This window comes from Halobacillus sp. 12SKB (assembly GCF_052941655.1).
Window position 1 is genome coordinate 981,656 of record NZ_JBRFWR010000001.1, and the last position, 24,083, is coordinate 1,005,738.

At 44.7% G+C, this 24,083-nt stretch carries 20 protein-coding genes and 2 tRNA genes; 2 read left to right on the top strand and 20 right to left on the bottom strand.

Annotated features, from left to right (window positions below; translation table 11 throughout):
• Nucleotides 1-82 precede the first annotated feature (82 nt).
• The 6 genes from ftsH to spoIIE all read right to left on the bottom strand — a co-directional run bounded on the left by ftsH (nucleotide 83) and on the right by spoIIE (nucleotide 8,475).
• The gene (ftsH, locus tag ACQ4XT_RS04935) at nucleotides 83-2,107 is read right to left on the bottom strand and encodes an ATP-dependent zinc metalloprotease FtsH (protein WP_206948378.1); all 2,025 of its coding nucleotides are present in this window, start codon (nucleotides 2,105-2,107) and stop codon (nucleotides 83-85) included.
• Nucleotides 2,108-2,224: 117 nt separating this feature from the next.
• Nucleotides 2,225-2,764 carry a hypoxanthine phosphoribosyltransferase gene (gene hpt, locus ACQ4XT_RS04940; protein WP_115824762.1) on the bottom strand — a complete coding sequence of 180 codons (540 nt, stop codon included), beginning with the start codon at nucleotides 2,762-2,764 and terminating at the stop codon, nucleotides 2,225-2,227.
• 11 nt (nucleotides 2,765-2,775) lie between these two features.
• Nucleotides 2,776-4,167: a tRNA lysidine(34) synthetase TilS gene (gene tilS / locus ACQ4XT_RS04945; protein ID WP_446852710.1), complete on the bottom strand. Its 1,392-nt coding sequence runs from the start codon at nucleotides 4,165-4,167 to the stop codon at nucleotides 2,776-2,778.
• 157 nt (nucleotides 4,168-4,324) lie between these two features.
• The gene (prkT, locus tag ACQ4XT_RS04950; protein WP_446852711.1) at nucleotides 4,325-5,245 is read right to left on the bottom strand and encodes a serine/threonine protein kinase PrkT; all 921 of its coding nucleotides are present in this window, start codon (nucleotides 5,243-5,245) and stop codon (nucleotides 4,325-4,327) included.
• Nucleotides 5,226-5,963 carry a vWA domain-containing protein gene (locus tag ACQ4XT_RS04955; RefSeq protein WP_446852712.1) on the bottom strand — a complete coding sequence of 246 codons (738 nt, stop codon included), beginning with the start codon at nucleotides 5,961-5,963 and terminating at the stop codon, nucleotides 5,226-5,228. The genes prkT and ACQ4XT_RS04955 overlap by 20 nt, the downstream gene beginning before the upstream one ends.
• Nucleotides 5,964-6,027: 64 nt before the next feature.
• Nucleotides 6,028-8,475, bottom strand: coding sequence for a stage II sporulation protein E (gene spoIIE, locus ACQ4XT_RS04960; protein WP_446852713.1), 2,448 nt, complete (start codon nucleotides 8,473-8,475; stop codon nucleotides 6,028-6,030).
• A 277-nt stretch (nucleotides 8,476-8,752) separates the two neighbouring features.
• Here spoIIE and ACQ4XT_RS04965 point away from each other — a divergent pair.
• Together ACQ4XT_RS04965 and ACQ4XT_RS04970 are read left to right on the top strand one after the other, a co-directional pair.
• Nucleotides 8,753-8,829: transfer RNA gene (locus ACQ4XT_RS04965), tRNA-Met, on the top strand.
• A gap of 20 nt (nucleotides 8,830-8,849) precedes the next feature.
• Nucleotides 8,850-8,921 (top strand) — tRNA-Glu (locus tag ACQ4XT_RS04970).
• Nucleotides 8,922-9,659: 738 nt separating this feature from the next.
• On the opposite strand, the gene ACQ4XT_RS04975 is transcribed toward ACQ4XT_RS04970, so the two are convergent.
• From ACQ4XT_RS04975 to glmU, 14 genes are all read right to left on the bottom strand, one after another.
• The gene (locus ACQ4XT_RS04975) at nucleotides 9,660-10,046 is read right to left on the bottom strand and encodes a S1 domain-containing RNA-binding protein (protein ID WP_089654586.1); all 387 of its coding nucleotides are present in this window, start codon (nucleotides 10,044-10,046) and stop codon (nucleotides 9,660-9,662) included.
• 78 nt (nucleotides 10,047-10,124) lie between these two features.
• Nucleotides 10,125-10,508, bottom strand: a complete 384-nt coding sequence (locus ACQ4XT_RS04980; protein ID WP_446852714.1) for an FtsB family cell division protein — start codon at nucleotides 10,506-10,508, stop codon at nucleotides 10,125-10,127.
• Between the two features lie 15 nt (nucleotides 10,509-10,523).
• Nucleotides 10,524-11,111: a spore cortex biosynthesis protein YabQ gene (gene yabQ, locus ACQ4XT_RS04985; protein WP_446852715.1), complete on the bottom strand. Its 588-nt coding sequence runs from the start codon at nucleotides 11,109-11,111 to the stop codon at nucleotides 10,524-10,526.
• Nucleotides 11,108-11,413 carry a sporulation protein YabP gene (gene yabP / locus ACQ4XT_RS04990; protein ID WP_220586281.1) on the bottom strand — a complete coding sequence of 102 codons (306 nt, stop codon included), beginning with the start codon at nucleotides 11,411-11,413 and terminating at the stop codon, nucleotides 11,108-11,110. The genes yabQ and yabP overlap by 4 nt, the downstream gene beginning before the upstream one ends.
• A gap of 183 nt (nucleotides 11,414-11,596) precedes the next feature.
• Nucleotides 11,597-11,860: an RNA-binding S4 domain-containing protein gene (locus tag ACQ4XT_RS04995; protein ID WP_089654590.1), complete on the bottom strand. Its 264-nt coding sequence runs from the start codon at nucleotides 11,858-11,860 to the stop codon at nucleotides 11,597-11,599.
• 1 nt (nucleotide 11,861) lies between these two features.
• Complete coding sequence (yabN, locus tag ACQ4XT_RS05000) at nucleotides 11,862-13,328, bottom strand: bifunctional methyltransferase/pyrophosphohydrolase YabN (RefSeq protein ID WP_446852716.1); 1,467 nt, start codon at nucleotides 13,326-13,328, stop codon at nucleotides 11,862-11,864.
• Nucleotides 13,325-14,911 carry a putative polysaccharide biosynthesis protein gene (locus tag ACQ4XT_RS05005; protein WP_446852717.1) on the bottom strand — a complete coding sequence of 529 codons (1,587 nt, stop codon included), beginning with the start codon at nucleotides 14,909-14,911 and terminating at the stop codon, nucleotides 13,325-13,327. Before ACQ4XT_RS05005 ends, yabN begins: the two co-directional genes overlap by 4 nt.
• Nucleotides 14,912-15,004: 93 nt before the next feature.
• The gene (gene spoVT, locus ACQ4XT_RS05010; protein WP_089654593.1) at nucleotides 15,005-15,541 is read right to left on the bottom strand and encodes a stage V sporulation protein T; all 537 of its coding nucleotides are present in this window, start codon (nucleotides 15,539-15,541) and stop codon (nucleotides 15,005-15,007) included.
• Nucleotides 15,542-16,180: 639 nt separating this feature from the next.
• A complete protein-coding gene (gene mfd, locus ACQ4XT_RS05015; RefSeq protein ID WP_446852718.1) occupies nucleotides 16,181-19,717 on the bottom strand; it encodes a transcription-repair coupling factor in 3,537 nt (1,178 codons plus the stop codon).
• A 49-nt stretch (nucleotides 19,718-19,766) separates the two neighbouring features.
• Nucleotides 19,767-19,997: an anti-sigma-F factor Fin gene (gene fin, locus ACQ4XT_RS05020; RefSeq protein WP_115824771.1), complete on the bottom strand. Its 231-nt coding sequence runs from the start codon at nucleotides 19,995-19,997 to the stop codon at nucleotides 19,767-19,769.
• Nucleotides 19,998-20,072: 75 nt separating this feature from the next.
• Complete coding sequence (pth, locus tag ACQ4XT_RS05025) at nucleotides 20,073-20,636, bottom strand: aminoacyl-tRNA hydrolase (protein ID WP_446852719.1); 564 nt, start codon at nucleotides 20,634-20,636, stop codon at nucleotides 20,073-20,075.
• A gap of 307 nt (nucleotides 20,637-20,943) precedes the next feature.
• Nucleotides 20,944-21,597, bottom strand: a complete 654-nt coding sequence (locus ACQ4XT_RS05030) for a 50S ribosomal protein L25/general stress protein Ctc (protein ID WP_446852720.1) — start codon at nucleotides 21,595-21,597, stop codon at nucleotides 20,944-20,946.
• Between the two features lie 79 nt (nucleotides 21,598-21,676).
• Nucleotides 21,677-22,630 carry a ribose-phosphate diphosphokinase gene (locus ACQ4XT_RS05035; protein WP_146818732.1) on the bottom strand — a complete coding sequence of 318 codons (954 nt, stop codon included), beginning with the start codon at nucleotides 22,628-22,630 and terminating at the stop codon, nucleotides 21,677-21,679.
• A 15-nt stretch (nucleotides 22,631-22,645) separates the two neighbouring features.
• On the bottom strand, nucleotides 22,646-24,025 hold the full coding sequence (gene glmU, locus ACQ4XT_RS05040) for a bifunctional UDP-N-acetylglucosamine diphosphorylase/glucosamine-1-phosphate N-acetyltransferase GlmU (protein ID WP_446852721.1): 1,380 nt from the start codon (nucleotides 24,023-24,025) through the stop codon (nucleotides 22,646-22,648).
• Between the last annotated feature and the right edge of the window lie 58 nt (nucleotides 24,026-24,083).

Genomic DNA, 24,083 nt, shown 5'->3' on the forward strand with positions numbered 1-24,083 from the left:
GAACCTGCCGTTACGCTCTTTCAGGACACAGAAAAAGCCACACCTCCCGTTTCAGGATTGATGTGGCTTTGCTCATGAACCTTTAAGAACGACGATCCTCTGAATCAGATGGACCTTCATCTTTTTTTTCTTCCTTCGTTTCTTCATGAGTCTCTGTCTCTTCTACTTGTTCGTCTTCTTTGGACTGAATGGTCACACGGACATCCTCATTGTTGGAAGACGTGTTGTTCTTGATTTTCGCATTGTGTTCACGTGCGATTTCTTCAAGCTCTTCATCTGTCGGAAGACGACCTTTATCAAATAGAGAACGAATTTGAGTTGCATCGAGTGTTTCGACATCTAGTAATGTCTTCGCAATTAACTCGAGCTTATCTTTATTTTCAGTAAGGATCGTTTTTGCACGGTCATAACAGTACTGAATGAAGTTCTTCACTTCCTGGTCGATTTCATAAGCAATCTGGTCACTGTAGTTCTGTTCGTTCTGGATGTCACGTCCAAGGAAGACCTGACCACCAGAATTAGAGCCGAACTGAAGCGGACCAAGTTTTTCACTCATTCCATACTCTGTAACCATTTTGCGTGCAATACTGGTAGCACGCTGGAAGTCATTATGAGCACCAGTACTTACTTCGCCAAAGATGATTTCTTCAGCAACACGACCACCGAGTAATCCTGTAATCTTATCGAACAATTCTGGTTTCGTCATGAAGTAACGATCTTCCTTAGGAAGCATAACGGCATATCCACCTGCCTGCCCACGAGGAACAATTGTAACTTTATGGACCATGTCCGCATCATCAAGCACCATACCGATTACCGTGTGTCCACTCTCGTGGTGGGCAACAATATCGCGTTCTTTCTTAGAAATAACACGACTCTTCTTGGCTGGCCCTGCGATTACACGGTCAATCGCTTCATCTACGTCATCCATGTCGACTTTCTTCTTATCTCCACGTGCTGCTACAAGAGCGGCTTCGTTCAATAAGTTTTCCAAGTCGGCACCAGAAAAACCAGGTGTACGTAGTGCAATCGTCTTCAAGTCGACATTCTCAGACAACGGCTTGTTCTTGGCGTGTACAGCAAGTACCGCTTCACGGCCTTTGACATCTGGACGATCGACTGTGATTTGACGGTCGAAACGACCCGGACGTAGAAGGGCTGGGTCCAGAATGTCCGGACGGTTAGTCGCAGCGATGATGATGATCCCTTCATTGACACCGAAACCGTCCATTTCAACAAGCAATTGGTTCAACGTTTGTTCACGCTCATCGTGACCTCCGCCAAGACCAGCTCCACGTTGACGACCTACAGCATCAATTTCATCAATGAAGATGATGCCTGGCGCGTTCTTTTTCGCATTTTCAAACAAGTCACGGACACGGGATGCACCGACACCGACGAACATTTCAACAAAGTCAGAACCACTGATGGAGAAGAATGGTACTCCCGCTTCACCAGCTACCGCACGTGCAAGCAATGTTTTACCTGTACCTGGAGGTCCAACTAATAGGACACCCTTAGGAATACGGGCACCGACAGCAGAGAATTTACGAGGATCTTTTAGGAAGTCAACGACCTCAACAAGTTCCTGCTTCTCTTCATCTGCTCCGGCAACATCTTTGAAACGCACTTTTTTCTTTTCTTCTGAGTACATCTTCGCCTTACTCTTACCAAAGTTCATGACACGACTTCCGCCGCCCTGCGCCTGGTTAAGCAAGAAGAAGAACAAAATAAAGATAATGACGAACGGGATGATGGACGTCAGGAAAGTTACCCATGCGCTGGGCTGCTCTTCCTGCTCAACCGTCAGATTACTCTGTTCTTGAGCTGTCTGAGTAATTTGAGCAATGACTTCATCATTAGCTGGAAGTTGCGCGACGAAAGTTTCGCCCTCTTCCGCTCCCTGCTCTTGACCAGTTACACGAATCACCCCATTGACAGGCTGAATCGTCATTTCCTGGATTTCACCATTATTCAATTTATTGTAGAATTCATTGACATTATATTCTGTTTGCGGATCACCTTGACCTCGGAATAGACCGACCACGCCGATAACCACGAGGAAGATAAGTAAGTAAAATATGGTATTACGAAAGATCCGGTTCATTGCCTACCTCCTCCCAAACGAGAAAAACTATAGTAAATACTACCATACCAAAAACGGCCGACACAACTAATTACCCTTGACATGAACACTTTCAAACTTGCCACTGCAGGTTGACTTTTAACCTCCATAAACCTCAGGCTTCAACACTCCGACGTACGGAAGGTTACGATACTTTTCTTCATAGTCCAATCCATACCCGACAACGAATTCATCAGGAACTTCGAACCCAACTGTATCTGCTTTAATATCCGCGCTTCGTCCCGTCGGTTTATCAAGCAGGGTAACGATTTTAATGGACTTTGCTTTGCGGTACTTGAATAAGTCCACGAGATAGGCAAGTGTTCGACCACTATCGATAATATCTTCAATGATCAAAATGTCGCGACCCTCAACCTTCGTATCAAGGTCTTTAACAATTTTGACTTCTCCTGAAGATTCCATACCTCCGTGATAGCTGGAAACATCCATGAAATCCATTTCCAAATGGGTTTCCATGCGTTTCAGCAAATCAGTCATAAACGGAAGGGCGCCTTTCAATACCCCGATCGCCAAAGGAAAACGATCTTCATATTCTTTCGAAAGTTCCGCTCCCAGCTCTTTACACTTTGCCTGAATTTCCTCTTCAGAAATCAAGACCTTTTCAATTTCGTTATGCATGATTGCTCCTCCTACGTGTCTGCTTTGTTTTTATAATGTAACCGAAGCCATGGACCTGATGAAAGGCTAGTACGCTCCCCGCCTTTTTTCAAACCGACGACCCAAAGGATCTTTCCTGCTTGATCTGTAACGATCGGCCAGGTAAGGCGCAGACGGGCCGGGATCTTTTGGTCGATAAAAATATCTTTTACTTTTTTCGAGCCGTTCATCCCTCTCAGTTGCATTCGATCTCCCTCCCGCCTCGTCCGCACGACAAGGGGAAGTTTTACGTGATGCGAATCACATAGATACGTATAAGCATCTTCTGTACCGTCTCCACTGAACCAATCCGCCCTGATTTGTGCTCCATCAGGAAGTTGAAGCTCCTCCCCCATATCAAGTATGAAGGAGTACCCCTTCCATTCTTCTTTTGAAAAAGAAAAAGTGATGTCATCATAGGCACGGATGATTTTCAACCCTTCCGGAAAGTCCAGGGAAGCATTCGGTTTTTCATCATTTAAAAGGTTCATGAACATTTCTTCATGCAAGTAAGAAATGTCTTCGTTTTGGTTCACATACAGATAGTTCAATATTAGATGAAAGGCTGTCCTTTGTAAAGCAAGCGGGAATGTTTTGAAAGTTTGTTTTGATAATTGTACGAATTTCTCAACATTTGAAGAAAAATGGACAGTTTCCAAGACTTTTTGGGCCTGCTCATTTATGTATGATCTTTCTTCTCTCGCTCTCTCGCTCCACACCTGCATATGCTTATGAAATTGGGGGTTGCTTTCTTTTATAAAAGGCAAGAGGTGCTGCCTAATTGCATTACGAGTGTACTCCGTTTCCTCATTGGACGGATCCATCCTCACCTCTAAGGATTGATCTTTCAGATAAGAAGCGATTTGATCTTTGGAAGCCGTAAGGAATGGACGGATGATCTTACCACAAGCGAAACGCCTTGTGGCAGGCATGCCCTGAACCGCCTCCGGTCGTGCACTGCGCATAAGCTGCATCAGTATCGTTTCTGCCTGATCGTCACCGTGATGCCCCATAGCAAGTGCATCCGCTTCATAGGCATACATCATCTTTTCAAAGAACGCGTACCTCAATTCCCTCGCCGCTTCCTGCGTACCTTTCCCTGTATCTTTCTTATACGCAGGGACATCCACAGAAGTCCCAACAAATTCGACGCCCCATTCTTCGCACATGTTCTCCACAAAACGAAGATCCGCTTGAGATTCCTCTCCTCTCAATTGATGATCGACAGAAAGGACAATCAAACGAAGGGAAAGCTTTTGCTTCATCGCACACAGAACATGCAAAAGAGCGACCGAATCCGGCCCCCCGGAAACAGCCACCAATAGGGTTTGATGCGGCTGGATCATTTGGTGTTTCGAGATGAAAGTATGGACAGCATGATCCATCAGGTGTTTTCCCCCTGTCTCTGTCTGTATATCTCTTCCTATCGTATCACTATTCGTAAGCACTTCAAAAGATAAGCATCTATTTCCCAGTTATTTTTGTAAAGGAGAGGACCCCCTCTCTCCGATCCACCCGATCTCCTCTTATAAGGTGAATTCATTAGAAGAAGAAACTAACAATCGAAACCGCAAAAAACACACCGGTTGCGACCGTTAAAGCAGCAAGTTCGACATTCTCAGCTTTTTTGTTCTGCACGCGCCTCTGTCGGGACGAATCAGGGCGGGTTTCACGTTTCATCAGCACGCCGGAAAGGTGGTCTTTCATTTGTGTGGCATTTTGTATATTCCCTTTCCAACATTGTTGAATCACCCGTTTATAGGGTTTCAGAACAGGAGATGAGGCCAATTTATTTTCCAGCGTCTTTTGTGGATGGCTCCCTTTTTCAAACCTCGCCGGGTGGCCCATTTCCATCATGATCATCGTAACGGCAAACAAATCATAAGTAGGTTCTGCTTTTCGGGAGCCCATGTTCCAATAGCCCCGATCATAAAATTCCGTGTATTCTTTAATAGCCCGTCCTGTAGCCGTCACTCCCCCCACATCGATCCAACGGACTTTTGAACCGGAAACTAACAAATTGTCCGTCTTCAAATCACCAAATACATACCCCGCCTTGTGGAGGTTTTCAAGGTCTGCAAGTAATTGAACAGCCAGAATGCCGATCCAGTCCTTGGCCTTCCCTTTCAAAAATTCTGTCACCGGTTTTCCTTCTACGTATTCCATCACATAAAAAGGGAACGTACGCCCCGACCGATCCACCCAGTCATCCACATCAACAAAAGAAGGCCCAAGTTTCACCCCTTGGACCTTACTGAATTTTTTGAGCATATTCACTTCCAACATCATTCGGGAACTATCTTCGCCAATCTTAAGGGCATATGTATCCCCTTGATGGGAACGACATAAAAAAACAGTTCCGCAGGCTCCAGCACCCACTTTTTTGATGATGGTATAAGCACAACCGCTCCATTTACCGGTTACTCGACTACCAGGGGATAAGTCAAAAACCTGTTTCTTCATATGGATCTTCCTCATTTCTCAACCGCTCATCGAGAGGTTTCCCTGCAAACGCATAAAGCGCCTCTTTTAAGGCAGGCCCCGTCGGCGTGTATCCTCCACTGTTCAACTTGGAGAAGATCCCATGTATTTCACCCAATTCCGGTGTCCATCCCACCATTTTTGTAATGGTTTTTTTCGGGTCCGGAAAAGCATACACACTGAATTGGTTTGATCCAGATCTCGCATTTAAACTAAGGGATAAATCGAAAAGAGCATCCTTCACAGTCGGCAGCTTATGGTGCATACTTGCACTGGTATCCACCAGTACAAGCACCTCAAGGTCGCAGCTCTCTCCGAGTTCATCCACCACTTCCACCACTTCTCCCCGCTGCTCCGGGGGAAGTTCTTCAATGGTTTGTTTTTTACCGAGGATCTCTTGTAATTCTTTATTAACAACCCCTTGAATCGTTTGGGTCATGGCTTGTCTCGTCACCATTTGCACGGTTTGGGACAAACTTTTCTGATATACAATTTGACTGACGCCTCCACCTGCTTCGGCAATCGCTTCTACTTCTTCAAGCCCTTGTGGCCTGCCATTTTGCCGGTCGTCAAGAACGCCAATCACATTGACCGTTATTCCCTGGTTCCTCGCAAGCGCTGCGACGACGACAGGGTCTTCTCCATGGTTCGAGCATCCATCCGTCAATAAAAGAATCTGCTTTAATCGGCCTGGTTTCATTGTGCATATCCCTCCTGATTCGTTGCTTCCATCATCGCCGAAAAGGAGGAATTCTATACTAAGGTCAGGCCTCTTTTTTCACCGAAGGAATTGACTTCCACTCCGGCATATAACGGTCGATCCGCGCTACGATAATGGTCATATCATCCACGATCGATCCAGATTGAGTACGTATCACCTCTTCTAATAAAAGATCAGCCATCGCTTGCGGATCTTCATCTGAAATTTCCCTGATCTTCCGCTTGAGCCACATGTCCACATTCCCGATTTGCTTCGGACCTTCTAAAATTCCGTCACTCATCATAATCAGGAAATCTCCTGCCTTCAATTGTTCACTCCTCATATCCACATCGACATCCGGGATGATTCCCATTGGCAGGTTTCCGGCCTCGACGGTGAAAATTTTATCTCCTCGTTTTATATAGCTCGGCGTACTGCCGACCTTAATGAACTTGGACGTCGCCTGGTGCAGGTCAATCACCGCTAAGTCCAACGTTGAAAAAATTTCATCATTTGTCCGTAAAGACAATATGGAATTGATCGACTGAATGGCTACAGACTCCTGGATACCTGATTGTAGAATCTGTTTCAACAGCCTCAGCGTTTCCATACTTTCCTCATGAGCACGTTCCCCGTTACCCATTCCATCACTGATTGCTAATGCATATTTCCCCCTTCCAAGCTCCATCATTGTAAAGCTGTCCCCTGAAACGAACCCTCCCCCCTTAGCGGCATGTGCCACTCCTGATTCAATCGAATAATGTTTCGCTGATCCAAATGATAAATAACACCTTCCATGTGGATATGGAGAGATTTCTTCCATTGTGACAACAATGGTTTCTCCGAGAATATCCGAAAGGACTGGTGCTATGATTTTCGCTCCTTCCCCTCTATAATTATCAATCTCTACAATTAATTCGAGATCCATGTTCCCCGCATCCAAGGAATAGATTTCTAATTTTTGAATGACCATCCCCATTCGTTCAAGTGCATGGTAGATCACCTGTTCTTTATGTTCATGATGCTCCCGTTCTTTCACAATTTCTTTTGCGAAATTATTCATCACATCAGAGACGCCCCGGAGCTGCTCAGCTACAAACTTCCGGCTTTCCTGCACCTGACGCTTCAATTCTTTGTTGGCATGATAAAAAGACAATTCATGATTCATCGTATCAATCAACTTTTGCGGTTTGACGCAATGCTGATCGACGTTCTTTCGCATGACACGGCTGGGCTCCCCTCTTTCGTCCAACTCATGCATAAGATCGGTCATTAAGTTATGGGTGTCGTCAAATAGATTGACCCAGCATTTTTCTTTCTTAAAACATGATTGGCAGGTTTTTTCCGTGACATGACTTAAAAAATAGTCCACTTCCTCGGTGTCCCCGCTATCCTCCTTTGGAGACTCTAAATGAGTGAAACTTTTCGATAAAGCCTGAAAAACGTCCGAAAACTTCCCGACCCTGACAGCCGTGACGTCTCGCACTTTTTGTAAGTATTTTTGCTGTTCCGAATGATGTTCATCCGTCCCCGGAACGTACCTGGATAATTGTTTGACCCAGGAATTTGGAGTCAGCATAAATAAAGCCACTGCCCAGGCCGAAGCCCATAGCGAAGATGGAAGATCAGCTCCACTGCTTACATAGAAACCGATCAGTAAAGTACCGACGATGAGTCCAGCGCTCACCCCGGCTTTTTTCCCCTCTTTTAATAACCCTCCTAATAAGCCTGAAAAAGCGAGCAGGCTCATTTGATAAATGTGATCCATATTGGATAAGCTTAAAACCAGCCCGGTCACTACACCGACCGTTGACCCAATCGCCGCCCCGGCAATATAGGCCATCAAAATAACTAAGTATCGAGCAAAAATATCGACGACGGCAACGCCCTGTACCTGCCAGCCGATCATCCCTGTTAAAACCGAGGCTAATAATATGATTAAACAGACAATCTCTTCATTTGTTAACGACGGTTGATATCTTTGTGGTGTTAAAAGCGGAATGCTTTGCATAAAGATGAGTACAAGGATAAAAGCTAGTACTCCTTCTGCCACCATCAAAGTAAGTTCATAGAGCTGCCAACGATCCAGCAGAGCGAGACTCACCGTTCTCGGAATCAAGCTTGCCATCAATGCGATCATCGGCAGCCATTTCTGGGGGTGACTTGTTTTGCGCAATGCCAGACTCAAGAGCAAAAAAGTCGTCGACGCCCCTACAATAAAACCCGCGTGACCGTAGCTGTATGTAGAAGCTCCGGCAGCCATCATAATTGTGACGGGTATGACAAGCGGACGCTTTAACCACCAGATCACCGCTAAAAATGCTACGCCAAAAGGGGCCATGGACGATAGAATGATAGCTCGTCCTAATAATAACGCCAGCACCATGTGGAAGACCCCTTTGTTTGCCATAAAGGAAAACGTACCGAATGAAGCCTTTTGTAACCCTCTCACGATCCCGGATCCTCGGACGGTTGATTGACGACTTTCTCGTTTTGATACAGTTCCTAACATTTTTATCACTCCTTCTTTGTGAAACCTATTAAACCACACCCAGAACAAGCATTTTGTCAAAACAACAGGAGAGCAGAAACAAAAACTTCGATGGTTTTCACAAGAAGAAAGGTCGTTTCTACAAAATCTCCCCACACGCAGCCCTCTCCTTTCCAAAAATCTTCCTCATTCCCTAGCGAAATAGACAGAGTTATCTGATATTTTTATTTCTTGTTGACACTTTATTTAACATGGTGTAATATATTTTTTGTGCTTCCGAGAGAGCATTCAACAAAATGGCGGTGTAGCTCAGCTGGCTAGAGCGTACGGTTCATACCCGTGAGGTCGGGGGTTCGATCCCCTCCGCCGCTACCATTATTTATTCCATACATACTGGCCCGTTGGTCAAGTGGTTAAGACACCGCCCTTTCACGGCGGTAACACGGGTTCGAATCCCGTACGGGTCATCAGAAACATTCTTGTCCTAAAAAAGTCGCGTCTCTAATACAGAGACGCGACTTTTTTCTTTATTTATACTTATTAAGAATATGGCAGGATGGCGGAAAAGCGGTTTCGAGATGTTTGTTTGCGTTTAGTGGCTCCGGGAAACAGTTCGCTTTCCATGGGGCGGGCGGTGAGCCTCCTCAGGCTATGCCTTCCGGGGTCTCACCTGTCCCACACGTCCCATAGGAGTCTCACCCTTTCCCTCCGCCACTTGGCCGTATAAGCGTCTCAAAACCACTTCTAGAATATGCAGTTATTCAGCTTAACAGGAATCTAAGGTTAAATCTCCCCCGCCCAGTTTCATGAATCTTGAAAGTTTGATACCGAGCATTCTATGCTTCTAGCTTCTAACAGTCAGGTAGCGGAAGACATTCAAGCTTGGTAAAGGGGTTCGTTTCTCACATTCAACTAATGGGGCGGTTGGGAAGCTGGGAGACTCCCGCGGGAATGGATTGGCTGGAGAGACCCCACAGAGCGGAGCTCGAGGAGGCTCTCCGTCATCCCCGCAGGAAAGCGAGCGGCTTCCCAACCACCCCTGACTGCCAACAAGGCAAACGAACCCTGATTATCTCAAAACGGAGTCTTCCACAATCGGGAGCTTTAGTTGAAGAAATGAGTGCATACAAAAAAGCAGATCCGATAAGGATCTGCTTTTTATTTATGAAGACGTGCACCTTTTACTCATTGTCCTAGACAGCAAGCTATCCTCTTTTAGCACCTCGACCTCCACGTTTGGATTCCGTGTGCTTCTTCAGTGATGCTAGACGCTCGTCACTATCCTTGATAAAACGGTTCATTTTCTGTTCGAATGATTCAGCCGGCTTACGAGGTTTCTGTGGGCGACGACCGTAGTTCTCTTTTGCTTTCTTAATGGAAAGACCAATCTTCCCATCATCTCCGACATTAATGACTTTCACATCCACCTGGTCTCCCTGGCTTAAATGCTCATTAATATCTTTTACGTAGTTATCGGCAACTTCACTAATGTGAACTAGACCCGTCTTACCATCTGGAAGCTCGACGAACGCTCCGAAATTAGTGATACCCGTTACCTTACCCTGCAGCTTGCTGCCTACTTCAATTGACATAAAAAAAATGCTCCTCCTTAAGTTTTCGATAAAAAAATTATCCTTCTTATATATTATATATAAGCTTTGAAAAGAGTGTCAATAAGACGGGTCCTCATTAGGCATTTTAAATATAATTTCTCCTTCTTTTGAGAAGAAATAGTTCGTCCGCGCAATTTGCAGCACGTACTCTTCATCCTTAAGAAGTTCAATTTCCTGCTCTAAACCTTTTTCCTCTTTTTTCAAAGCGTTCATCTCTTGCTGCAGCTGTTCATATTTCTCCTGCTTATCTGCATACAAGGACTGTTGTTTCATAGAATAAAACACCATGGAGCCAGCAACGATCGACACTAACAGGGCAAACATAACGAGACGGCGGACTAATCGCTTTTTCTTACGTTGGTGTCTGTCCATATAGGCATCGTAGTGCTTCATGTATGTAGAATCCAGACGTGCCACAGACTCCTTTTGTCTCTTTGCCATGAAAGTAGGCCTCCTTTACTTCTTGATTCGTTTCATCCAATTGTTCATTGTATTCTTCATTTTATCCAGAACCCCTGCTAAATCCCTTAAGTATTTTTTCATGTTTTTCGGCAAGAGTCGCCAAATGATTCGAAAAATTAGCCGGATCGGATAAAATACGACAAGAAACAATATAATGATACCCTTTAAAAGTATCTTATAAACGCCAAGAAGTAAAGAAATTATAAGGAAAATGATGGATTTCGAGGGGATGAAAATTAAATAATACACGGTCTTCTTTAAGAAGCGGAAAACAGCCAGGCTGATCCGGATCCACATTTCAAGTGTTCTTAAGTAAAGTTTCTGAAACAATGCACGATACGCGGCAAATCCACATACGATTGCCACGAAAACATAAACCCGCAACTCTCCATAGTTGGCAAGATACAATAAATAAAAAAGAAAAGAGGCTTGAAAGAGCCAAAAGCTCAGTTGATAAATGATTTCAAGCCATCCCCTCTTTCTTTTTCCGAAAAAGCGCTCAAACGTATCCAATGAAGCGCCGACAAACATCCCTCCCCCAATCATGGCAACAATGGTTATGAATTGAGTGGTGAGGGTCATTTGAACAGCTTGCTAAACAGGCCTTTAGCTTTCTCCCCTTGATGCTCGTCCAAGTAGGTCATTTCATACATTTTCCCTTTGATTGCCACGACTCCAGAATCCAGGTCGAGGTTTTTCATTTGAAGGTTTTGCCCACGGACAACAAGATACCCCATCGATGTCTGCAGGAGGAATTCTTCACTATCGAAGCTATCCACTTCTTTTACACCTGAGATTTCTATATTTCTTCTATTCCATACTTTCACATTATGCTCTACCGGTTGCTGACTGCGTATCCCTTGATTCTTTTCATAACCTTCCATCTCATCACAGCCCCCTTCTCTAGTACAAGCTATGAGAAAAAAGAGGAGATTAGAACTTTAGAATATGGAAGCGCCTTGGGAAGCCCCGATCAGATGTTTTACGTGCCAGGCATCGATGAGAGCCACCCCGGATGAAAACAATCATCATTAAAAAACCACTGCCGAAACTGGCAGTGGTCTTTGTCAGGATTGATTGACAGGTTCTTCTTTTTTTATTTCATAAAGAGTCGCAGCTTCATTTTTCGTGACATTCTCTTTTAATGATTTCACTTCAATCGTCAGCACTTTCTGGCCAAATTGAATGGTCAGCTCGTCTCCCACCGCTACGTTACTTGCCGCTTTACTTTGAGCGCCATTGATGCTGATACGCCCTTGATCAGCCACTTCTTTCGCAAGTGTACGTCTTTTGATCAAACGGGAGATTTTCAAGAATTTATCCAAACGCATGTTATTCCGCTCCTTTATGTTTTTCTTTCGCTTTTACCCATAATTCCTCTAATGAATGTAAATCATAATCTTTTAATTGCTGTCCTTCTGCTTGTGCTTCCTTTTCCATGGATGAAAGACGGGTTCTGAATTTACGGTTCGTCCGCTGCAGCGCATTTTCACTACTGATCTTGTAGTGTCTGGCTAGATTAACGATTGCAAACAGCCAGTCTCCGAACTCCTTTTCCATCTCATCACGGTCTTCGAGATCACGCGCTTCCTTGAATTCCTGCCACTCTTCTTCCACTTTTTCAATGACAGGAGCAACAGTATCCCAATCGAATCCTACTTTAGCTGCTTTCTTCTGCAATTCATCCGCTTGAAGCAGGGCGGGAAAACTCTCGGGAACGGAATCCAGAATGGAATCCGGCTGCTCTCCTTTTTCCACTGCTTTGATGGCCTCCCAGTTGGTGATCACTTCATCAGAGGAATCTACTGTGATTTCACCGAAGACATGAGGATGCCTGCGAATCATTTTTTCCGTTATGGATACTATTACGTCATCAATTGTAAAATATCCTTCATCTTCCCCAATTTGGCTGTGCAGCATGACTTGAAGCAGCACATCACCAAGCTCTTCTACCATATGGTCGTCGTCCATGCGGTTAACGGCATCAATGAACTCATAGGCTTCTTCAATCATATATTTCCTTAGTGATTCGTGCGTCTGTTTGCGATCCCAAGGACACCCTTCCGGACTTCTCAGAATCTTGATGACTTCTCTCAGGCGGAAAAATTTGTGGTTGAGAGACTCTTTTTTTACAGGGGGGATATAAACACTGGTTAGATTATTCACTTCCACGCGGCGGTCGAGCTCTTCCAGAGGGACTGTCACAATCTCTTCGTGTTCACTCCCTGCAGCTGTGACTATGGTTACCGGGTATTCTGCCGGTAAATCTTCAAGCAATGTCAATTTGACTTCTGATGCGATTAAAGAATCGTAAACCTGACACAGAATCAAATGATTTAAAAACTGAAGCTCTTCCCGCTTTAAATCTGTAGCGTCTGCAAACTGAAATCCCTCAATCGGGTCGATTTCAAGCGCTGTGAACGTGGCATCAAGAAAGCTTTGGCCGCCTTTGATATGGAGGGAGACTTCCCCTCTGTCCCGTGCCTGAATCAGTAATTGAACCGTTCGTTCGGCAAGCATCGGATGTCCAGGGACGACATAGGTTAGATCCTGTCTACGAGAAAAGGCAAGGAGACGGGAAACAATTTCTGTGTACACATCTCCAAATTGATCATGGGATTCATATACAGAATCAAAACTTTCAAATGTGATTCCTTCTTTTTGCAACGCTTGGATGACTGGGTGGTCGAGGGTCCGCGCATAGAGGTGGTCTTTGTTTTGTGTCAATTCACGATAGACCCCTAGTGGGAGCTGCTCTAAATCTGCAGCCCCTAGTCCGATAATTGTTATGGTGTTCATTGGTCCATTCCTTTCGGCGAAAGTTTCCATACGACCTTACGAAAAGGCATGACATGTAATTCTTCATTTGTGAAGCTGCCCGTTCTAAGGAGAAGAACAGCATAAATCAAAGCACCAAATCCTGTGACAGACAACGTGTACAGGAATAAAGGTAACCTTGCATCTAAGTCAAAAAACAGGAAGGCAAGCATTTTAGCAAGCCATAGTCCGAACATCATTCCTACAAGAGAAATTAGGATTCCCTTCCAAGGGAGCCTGATCCATTTTTCCCAAGGAACTTCATGTCTTAAGGTTACGATATTTCCGATTAAAACAAAAGCGACAGCCATCACCGAAGCCATTGCAGCTCCTTTTAAACCAAAAAAAGGAGTGAAGAACATATTTCCAGCCCATTTCATAATCAGCCCTCCGGCAATCATAACAGCTGTTTGTTTCATATAACCTAGCCCCTGCAGTATGGAAGAAAACGTAATAGAAAGAGAACTTCCGAGGATGACGAGCATCAGAATTCTTAAAGCACTTGTTCCTTGATTGTCCTGGAAAAAGGACTGATTAATGGCTGGGAATAAGAAAATCAGGCCCGCCGTTGCTCCAACACAAAGGAATACGGTCATTTTCACAGCGCTGACCACTGACTTTTTCACTTTTTCAGGATTTTGATTCATTCTTGACCTGGTGACAGAAGGGATCAGAGCAAGAGCAAGCGAAGAAGCAAGAACCGTCCCTAATTGAATGAGTGGCTGTCCTCTGTCGAATACCCCTTTCAACATACGCGCATCTTCAAGATCCATCCCTGCTTTTTGTAGATTTGGGACCAATGTCAAGGCATCAACGAGCTGCAAAGACAAAAGCAGCATGTAGTTTAAACATATAAGGAGACCGTGCAGAAAAATTGTCCGTTTATACGAAACCTGTTTGTCCCATCTTCGCCATGTCCACATATTCCTCTTTTTCATTAACCAATAAAAAAGGACGGAAAACGCAGCGACTGCACCTGCCATTGACCCAAGTGATGCCCCTATTCCTATTGTATAAACATCCGTTCCCCGCATGACTAAAACAGCGGAACCAATAATGATTCCCACTCTGAAAACTTGTTCGATAATTTGAGATACAGCTGTCGGCCCCATTTCATTTTGTCCCTGGAACGCACCTCGAACGATCGAAACAAACGGAATAAAAAGAAAAACAGAAAATGCCGTTTTTAAGGAAGTTGTTAACTTTTCATCACCCATCACAGAAGCAATCCATGGAGATGACAGAAATCCAGCAACAAAAATCAGTCCAGATGCCATCATCACCCACAAGAATACAGGGAGGAAAAACGACGGAATGGATAAAGGGGATGATTCATCGCCTATGTCTGAAACGACTTTTGAAATAGCTGCCGGGAACCCGTACAAGGCAAGGATAAGAGCGATCCCGAGAATGGGATACACTTGTTGATAGACATAAAAGCCAAGATCTCCGGTTAAGTTCTGAAGCGGCACCCGATAGCCCGCACTGATGACCTTACTGATTAATCCGGCTAGTGTTAGAATGAATGCTCCTTGTAAAACAGAGCGTGAACGTAATTTGGTCATTTTGGACCCTTTCTAATTTATATGTATTCAGAACATTCATTATATCATAGGAAAAGGTCAGACCCCGTACCCGCTTGGATCTGACCTTACTTGCTACTCCATTTGTTTGGCTAAAAAACTAGCGGCTGTCTGCACAGCTTTACTGACCCCGTCTTCTAATGGAGAACCTTCTTTATTGAAGGCGACGACGCAGCCGATAGGGTCTCCTTGCGCAATGATAGGATAAATAAGATATGAGATCACATCTTCTTCCTGCCCCCGAGTCAATTCAACCGGCTCCGGATGCTTCTCAAAAGACATTGTTCTAGAATCCATGACTTCCTCAATCTTAGACCCAATCGATCGATTCATATAATCCTTTTTCGCACTTCCCGCCACCGCTATATATTCATCACGATCGCAAATCAACACAGGAGCTTCTAAAGACTCACTGAGCGCTTCTGCGTATTCTTTTGCAAAATCACCCAACTCGCTGATAGGTGAATACTTTTTAAGTATGACTTCACCCTCACGGTCTACAAAAATCTCTAATGGATCACCTTCACGGATCCTCAGCGTACGGCGGATCTCTTTCGGGATAACAACACGTCCTAAATCATCAATACGGCGTACAATACCAGTTGCTTTCATTCTTTATGCTGCCTCCTTTTCTGTGATGACTGCCTATCTATACCTGTTGAAGCGCAAGCAGAACAAGCGGGTGATTAAAGATAGTATGATACAGCAATAAAAACCTATACACCCTTTGGATGGATTTTTTCATAAAAAATGTAAACTTAGAATGTGGAGGTGCCTTGGGCAGCTTCGACAAGCATATGCGAAACATCTTTTGTGAGGTGCTTTTCCTCACAATGATGATTTGCATATGACCTCGAGAAGCTAGGCACCCGAACTGGACTTCACCGGATGTGGAGGCGACCGTTTAGACACGACAAGCATAAGACAAGGCACGCAATGGAGTGGTCTTTCTCCATGGAGTGGATTGTCTTATGTCTCGAGTGTCTGGGAGCCGGAACTGGACGATTTAAAATATGGAGGTGCCTTGGGCAGCTTCGACAAGCATAAGCAGAGCATCTTTTGTGAGGCGCTTTTCCTCACAAAGGTGAAGGGAGATGTTCGACTAAGAACGCAACGTCCTGTTGCAACGTCGAACGACCCCACTTCCTGTGGGGCCTCGAGAAGCTAGGCACTGGAACTGGATTTCACCGGATGTGGAGGCGACCTGAATGGATAAGAAAAACCTCATCCCTGCCCAGGGATGAGGTTTGATCAAGCGGTCGATACTTCCCGCATCATCTCAGGAAGTTTGCTGATAAACTCTTCAACAAGCTCATAGCGTTTGAATTCCGTCTTACGGTCCCAATTGAAGGTCACCTTCAATTGGGAATCCTCCGTCCCCAGTTGGACCATACGACCGTATTGATTCGCAAATTCGAACAGCTTGGTTCCATCGATCTGCTGACTTTGTTCGGCTTCCATCAGCATTTCGATTTTCTTTTTCTTCTCCGTCACGCTCTCAATCCGTGAACGTTTTGCTTGAAGTCGAATAGAAGAAACCCGGAACAAGTTATCCACCTCTTGCGGGTAATCGCCGAACCTGTCGATCAATTCATCCCGCAGGTCATGGATATCCTCGACCGTTTCAATCGCCTGGAACAATTTGTACATGTCGATTTTCTGTTTTTCATCGGAGATGTATTCATCTGGAATATACGCATCCAGCATCATATCAAGCTCCGGTTGGAATGGCTGTACACTTTCCGGTTCTTTCCCTTGTCTTTTCGCTTCTATGGCGTCTTTCAGCATCTGGGAATACATATCGAATCCGACAGAATCAATATATCCGTGCTGCTGGGCTCCTAAAAGGTTCCCTGCTCCACGGATGGACAAATCACGCATAGCGATTTTAAAGCCGGATCCGAGCTCCGTGAATTCCTTAATCGCCTGCAAACGTTTCTCCGCAACTTCTGTCAGCACTTTGTCTTTTTGATAGGTAAAGTACGCGTAGGCTACCCGGTTCGACCTTCCCACACGGCCGCGCAGTTGATACAACTGACTTAATCCCATACGATCGGCATCATAAACAATCAGGGTGTTCACGTTAGGAATATCGACACCTGTTTCAATGATTGTCGTACTGACAAGCACGTCAAATTCACCTTCAAGGAACGAGAACATGACATTCTCAAGCTCCGTCTCATTCATCTGACCATGGGCAAAGGTTACTCGCGCCTCAGGAACAAGTTCGGCAATTTGCTGAGCCATCCGTTCGATGTTTTCTACCCGGTTGAAAAGGAAAAACACCTGTCCACCCCGGGCCATCTCCCTTTCCACCGCTTCCCTAAGGAAGATCGGATTGTATTCAAGCACGTACGTCTGGATAGGAAAACGGTTGGCAGGCGGTGTTTCGATGACAGACAAGTCTCTGACCCCAAGCATGGACATGTGCAGAGTTCTCGGGATTGGAGTCGCGGTCAACGTCAGCACATCCACATTGTTTTTCAACTGCTTGATTTTCTCCTTGTGTTTAACTCCGAAACGTTGTTCTTCATCGACAATCAACAAACCTAAATCCTTGAACTGCATATCTTTAGATAAAATCCGGTGTGTTCCTACGACCACATCGACGAGACCCTTCCTAAGACGATCGGTCGTCTCCTTTTGCTGCTTTTTCGTACGGAAGCGGCTCATAAGGCCAATGTTAATCCCAAATCCTTGAAAACGTTCTTGAAGCGTCTCATAATGTTGCTGGGCAAGAATCGTTGTAGGAACAAGCAAAGCCACCTGTTTCCCATCGACAATCGCTTTGAAAGCTGCACGAATCGCGACTTCTGTCTTTCCATAACCAACGTCTCCGCAAAGCAGACGATCCATCGGACGGATACGTTCCATATCGGATTTAATTTCTTCGATACAACGGATCTGATCTTCTGTTTCTTCGTACGGGAAGGCAGCTTCAAAGTCTTTTTGCATTTCTCCATCTTCACTGAAGGCAAATCCTTTGGAAGCTTCGCGTTCAGCATAGAGTTGAATCAAATCATCAGCAATATCTTCCACCGAGGATTGAACACGACTCTTCACTTTTTTCCACTCACTGCCGCCAAGCTTATAAACTTTCGGCTCTTTTCCTTCCGACCCCACATATTTTTGAATCAAATCAATTTGGTCGATCGGCACATACAACTTGTCATTTCCAGAGTAATTGACCATCAGAAAATCTTTATGATTTCCAGCCATTTTCAGCGTTTCAATTCCTAGATATTTCCCAATTCCGTGGCTGGCATGGACGACGTAATCGCCGACCTTCAATTCCTGATAGTTTTTAATCCGCTCGGCGTTCGACATTTTTTGCTTACGCTTCGGTTTGGCGGTTCGTTTTTTGAACAGTTCATTTTCGGTCATAACTGCAAGCTTATGCATCGGCCATTCGAATCCATGGCTGATATTGCCTGTGATTATCGTCGGTTTCACCAAAGGAAGCTGAACGTCCCCTTCTGCAATAACCGCTTCCATATCATAATCACGAAGCACACCTTCAATCTTGGACTTCCTATTTTCATCGGGGGCAAGGATGACGACAGAGAAATCCTGCTTTTCCCAGCGATCCATTTCATTTTTTAATAAATTCATCTGCCCATGGAATTGCTGCATCTGACGACTCGAGATGTTCACGATATTCTGTGGTTGCGTATTAGGGATATGCCTCATAAAAACAGACAGATAAAGACGAGGATGCTCGATCTTCATCCAAGCATCCTGCCAATCAAAAGAAAGATGCAGCTCTCTTACGGTCTGGTTAGCTTCCAGCATACTATTGTGCCATTCCGCTTCTTCCTGGTCGAGACGGTTGGCTGTTTCCTGGATCCGACTCATTTCATCAAGAATGACGAGACCCGTTTCCGGCAGGTAGTCTAGTAGACTGACAGGTTCTTCATAGAAATATCCAATGTACTTATAAATTTCCTGGAAATGCTCCTTGGCCTTCAAAAGATCCAAATCATGCTCAACTACTTGAGCGAGTGTATCTTTTGCTTCCTGCTTAGTCAGTTTCTTCAATGAATGACTCAGGGCGTTCTCCAGACGATCATGGGCTCTGGCAAAATCTTCGTCCTTAAGCAATAGTTCCGTTGCAGGACCGATTTGGACCGCATCTAATTTGTCATGAGAGCGTTGCGTTTCGGAATCAAACGTCCGTATCGAATCCACCTCTGTATCAAACAACTCAATCCTAAATGGAAACTCAGCCGTCAGTGGGTACACATCCATGATTCCCCCACGCAGGGAAAATTCCCCCGGTGTGGCTACCATCTCTGTACGGTCATATCCCATGTTCACTAAGCGTTCTAAATATTGGTCAAGATTGATTTCTTCCCCAACACGAAAAGGGAGCTGACTCTGCTCCCAGTAAGATTTCGGTGGCATCATTCGTTTGAGTGCAGCCACAGGTGCAATCAGAATCCCTTTTTCCTGAGAAAGCCACTGACTTAATGCGTCGATACGCTGGCTCCTCAGTTCAGGACTCGCAACAGCAATTTCTGATGCGATCAGTTCATTGACCGGATACAGGTGAACTTGATCCGCATCGGTCAACTCCTGCATATCCTCATACAATTGTTGCGCTTGAATCAGTTGGTGCGTCACGATAATGACCGGCCGTTCCAAGGACTCTTGAAGCATGGAAACCATTAAACTTCTAGAAGCCCCGGACAACCCGGCCACCATCTGTTCCTTCATCCCCGATTTAAAGCCTTCGACAACAGAATGAATGTCATCCTGTGGAAATAAATAATCCTTAATTCCTTGCATAACGAATTCCTCCACCACCCAGATTTCTGCTCGATACAGAAATCAAGATTTACTGTATAAAAAAGTCTAGCTCATGGTAATGTGGATTGTCGTCTAATGATTCTTTGCACGAGTCACAAATAGTCCTGATGTCCATATCGCCGCTCGCTGTCATATGAACCATTTGCTCCTGGTCCTGATCATTTAAGATATCAAAGCCCAATTGGGACACATCCACATGTTTCGCATCTAATTCTCCGACCTGATTTTCACAATGACGGCAAAAATATCGTATTTTCATTTCCATCCTCCTCGAAGGGTTGATGGTAGATAGTTTTTCCGTCATCCGGGACTGTTATACGAACCCAGTGATCCTTCACTTCACATTAAAATCATTCATCACTTCGTTAAAAGGACGTTCTATCCATGCTTCACAAGCTTTTACCGAAGTATCAATGCTTTCTTCCACTGGTCCCTGTTCCTCTTTAGAGAAGCCACCTAACACATGATCGATGACCGTTTTTGAACCTTCCGGACGACCTACACCGACACGGAGCCGTTTAAATTCTTTTGTTCCCAGCTGATCGATTATATTGCGAATGCCATTATGGCCGCCGTGGCCTCCTTTTTTCCGCAAACGAATCTTCCCTGGCGGCAGATCCAAGTCATCATAAACCACCAATACATCTTCGATATCGATATCATAAAAGTCCAACATAGGCCGGAGAGCTTCCCCGGATAAATTCATATACGTTTGAGGCTTCAAGAGGATCACTTTCTCCCCGTTGAAACGCTCCATCGTAAATAAACCGTTAAATTTTTTCTGACTCAAAGACCACTGATTTCGTGAAGCTAATTCATCTATAATCATAAACCCGATATTATGACGGGTGTCTTCATACTTTTTCCCTGGATTCCCAAGTCCTACTATACACTTCATACATAACTTCCTTTTCTGTCTTTGTACTATTGATTCATTATATCAAAAGGAAACGCGGAAAGATGTCAAAATGCGTTTCATCCATGCAAAAACTTGCTCCTAATCTATCGTGTGTTTATACAATCCCCGTAACCCGGATTCTTAAACCGCAGGAAAGGGTGAATTCGGGTACACCAAAAGCATAAGCCCATCAACAGTTATAAAGCTTCTTCTTTAACACCATTGATTGACTTATGCCCCGGGAATATGGAAGGTGAACGATTAAAAAGGGCGTGCCCTCTTGGCCACGCCCTTTATGTGTATCCCATTACTCTTCTTTTTCTTCGGAATCTTCTTCTGCATCCTCTGATTTCTCATTGATGACTTCAGGTTCAGCATCAGCATCTGTATCCGGCTCGTCTTCCGGCATCTCTTCCGGAGGAGTAACAGATACAATCGTCGTATTTTCATCTTCGGTGATCTCATAGTTCTTGGACTCTTTCAAGTCACCAACCATGATGCTGTCACCGATATTCAGCTCTGAAATGTCAACAACGATTTCCTCAGGAATATCGCGCGGCTTCGCACGGACAGCCAAATCGTAAAGCGGCTGCTGGACGACACCGCCCTCTTTACTTCCTGCCGCTTCACCTTCTAAGTGTACAGGAACTTCAACATCCATCTCCTCAGACATGTTTACAATATAAAAGTCTGCGTGGATCAATTCATCTTTCAATGGATCGACTTGATATTCATGAAGCATGACATCCACGGTGTCTTTTCCATCGATATCAAGAGAGATAATTGCGTTCTTACCTTCATCACGTACGGTTTTAAGTAACTCTATGCTGTTAACAGCAACCGTGATCGGTTCTTTATCCTTCCCGTATACGACACTAGGAATGTTACCTTCCAGGCGGATTTCACGGGTTACAGATTGCTTGAGATTTTGTCTTTGATTTGCTTTTAATGTAATAGCCAAATTAATCAACCTCCAGTAATTTACCAATCATTATTTCAGTTTCCCGTTAAAAACAAGAGTTAAACCTAATTATTCAAAATTAATCAAATAAAATACTAATGGATTGACGTTCATGGACACGAACAATGGCTTCACTGATCAAGCCAGCCACAGACAGCTCTGTAATTTTCTCGCTTGATTTCTCTTCACCAAGAGGAATCGTGTTTGTAACCACAAGCTCTTTGATTTTCGAATTATCAATACGCTCGATGGCAGGTCCTGATAAAACAGGGTGCGTACAACAAGCAAACACTTCTTTGGCACCGTTCTCGACAAGAGCATTGGCCGCCAGTGTAATGGTACCCGCTGTATCGATAATGTCATCGATTAAAATCGCGGTCTTGCCTTCGATGTTACCGACAATGTTCATGACTTCTGCAACGTTTGGACGCGGACGACGCTTATCAATGATAGCGATAGGGGCTTTTAGACGATCCGCCATTTTACGTGCACGGGTTACGCCTCCATGGTCAGGAGAAACGATGACAACATCTTCGAAATTCTTTTCCTCAAAATAGTCGGATAGAATCGGAACACCGACAAGGTGATCGATCGGCAGGTTGAAGAACCCTTGAATCTGCGGTGCATGCAGATCAAGCATCAATACGCGGGAAGCTCCTGCTGTTTCAAGAAGATCAGCAATTAACTTCGCCGTAATCGGTTCACGGGCACGCGCTTTTCTGTCTTGTCTTGCATAACCGTAGTATGGCATGACAATATTGATTGATCTTGCTGATGCACGTTTAAGAGCATCGATCATGATTAGGAGTTCCATGATGTGTTGGTTGACAGGCTCACATGTGGATTGGACAACATATACATCACACCCACGGATACTTTCTTCAATGTTGATTTGAATCTCTCCGTCACTAAAGCTCGTGACTGTACATTTACCTAGCTCGACTCCGATGTTATCAGCAATCTCTTTCGCTAACTCAGGATTTGAGTTGAGTGAGAATACTTTCAGTTTTGAATCCTTATATCCAGTTGCCATGGATGGAACCCTCCGTTAATCTTTTTTGATCGATTTCATTTTACTTGCATAGCCTTCTTTATTCGTCTGACGGGAACGGGCAATAGACAAAGCCTCGGACGGGACATCCTGGTTAATCGTGGAGCCCGCAGCCACATAAGCGCCTTTTCCTACGGTGACAGGAGCAATCAGGTTCGAATTGCATCCGATGAATGCATCATCTTCAATCGTCGTCAAATGCTTGTTCTCTCCATCGTAGTTTACCGTTATGGTTCCACAGCCGATGTTGACACCACTTCCAACTTCCGCATCACCGATATAACTTAGGTGGGAAGCTTTGCTTCCATCGCCGAAGGAAGCCTTTTTCACTTCCACAAAGTTTCCGACTTTCACATCGTCGCCTAGAGACGATTGCGGACGGATGTGAGCAAAAGGCCCAATCTGTACACGGGATCCGATTTTACTATCAGCAGCGACACTCTGCTTAATGGTCGTCTCACTACCAACGTGACTGTTTGTAATCGTAGAGTGTGGACCAATAAGGGCATCATCTTCAATGATTGTTTTTCCTTCCAAAACGCTTCCAGGATAGATGACAACATCTCTTCCTATGGTCACATCCGGACCAATATACGTTTGTTCAGGATCGACGAGCGTAACCCCGTTTCTCACATGTTGCTCGTTAATACGTTGTTTCATTAGCTTTTCTGCTTTTGACAAGGCCACACGATCATTAACACCAAGAGATTCCGAGAACTCCGGGGTTTGATAAGCACTGATTGTTTCGCCCTGACCTTTCAGGATTTCAATGACGTCCGGCAGGTAATATTCACCCTGAACATTGTCATTGGAGACGTTTTTAAGTGCATCAAACAACATCGCATTATCAAAGCAATACGTACCTGTATTGATTTCTTGAATGGCCTGTTCTTCATCTGACGCATCTTTTTGTTCAACGATTCGTTCCACCTGACCATTTCCGCCACGGATGACGCGTCCGTACCCATGTGGGTCTTCGGCATGAGCAGTCAGAACCGTCGCCTTCGCCCCTTCTGCATCATGATGATCCAGAAGCTTTTGCAGCGTTTCTCCTGTCAACAATGGTGTATCCCCGCAAACGACAACGGTCGTCCCTTCTTTATCTGCCAGAATATCATCCGCCTGCAGAACAGCATGACCTGTTCCCAACTGTTCCTCCTGGATGACATAATGACTATCTTCACCAAGCTGTTCCTGAACTTTTTCAGCACCAAAACCTACAACGGTGATCATTTCTTGCAAATCTAGTTTATTCAACTGGTCGACAACGTGCTGGACCATCGGCTTGCCACATACAGGATGCAAAACCTTATACAGTTTTGATTTCATACGTGTGCCTTGGCCAGCGGCTAGAACGACAGCATATCGATTAGTCATGAACGTACCTCCATCCTAAATATCCACTTTGAATCATATCTCAATACAACACGTATTT